The following is a 441-nucleotide window of genomic DNA, read 5'->3' on the forward strand; positions in this document are numbered from 1 at the left end:
TTTTGTACTACTTTTTTTTTTTTTCAAGCAGAAGACGGCATACGAGATTCCTCTACGTCTCGTGGGCTCGGGGGAAATCCTGCCCTATGGCAGCTGGTTTATGACAGGTTCGCTGATGGACAAGCCCTTGGCTTTGCTGCGTCAGGACCTGATGCAGCTGGGCTTCGAGCGCGAAGAAAACGTCAAGGAGCCGGAAGATCATGTTGCCGCCCTGTGCGAGGTGATGAGCGTATTGCTGCTGGAAGCTCCGGCCCATCAGCAACTGGCCTTCTACCGCCGCCATATCGGCAGCTGGATCATACGTTTCTTCGATACCTTGTCCCGTTGTCCCTCCGCCGCGTTTTACGCCGTGGTGGCACAACTCGGCCGGGCCTTCTTTGAAACCGAAATCAATGAGTTTGAACAGCTGGTGCTGAGCACGCCCGTGGTGGAAACCCCGGC

The 441-nt window shown here is 55.6% G+C and carries 1 protein-coding gene; it reads left to right on the forward strand.

The window, feature by feature from the left end; genetic code table 11:
* On the forward strand, window positions 1-441 hold a 441-nt coding region (locus tag K5Q99_RS23200), incomplete at both ends, for a TorD/DmsD family molecular chaperone (protein WP_220778153.1).

The organism is Shewanella hafniensis, assembly GCF_019655335.1.
GTDB lineage: Bacteria > Pseudomonadota > Gammaproteobacteria > Enterobacterales > Shewanellaceae > Shewanella > Shewanella hafniensis.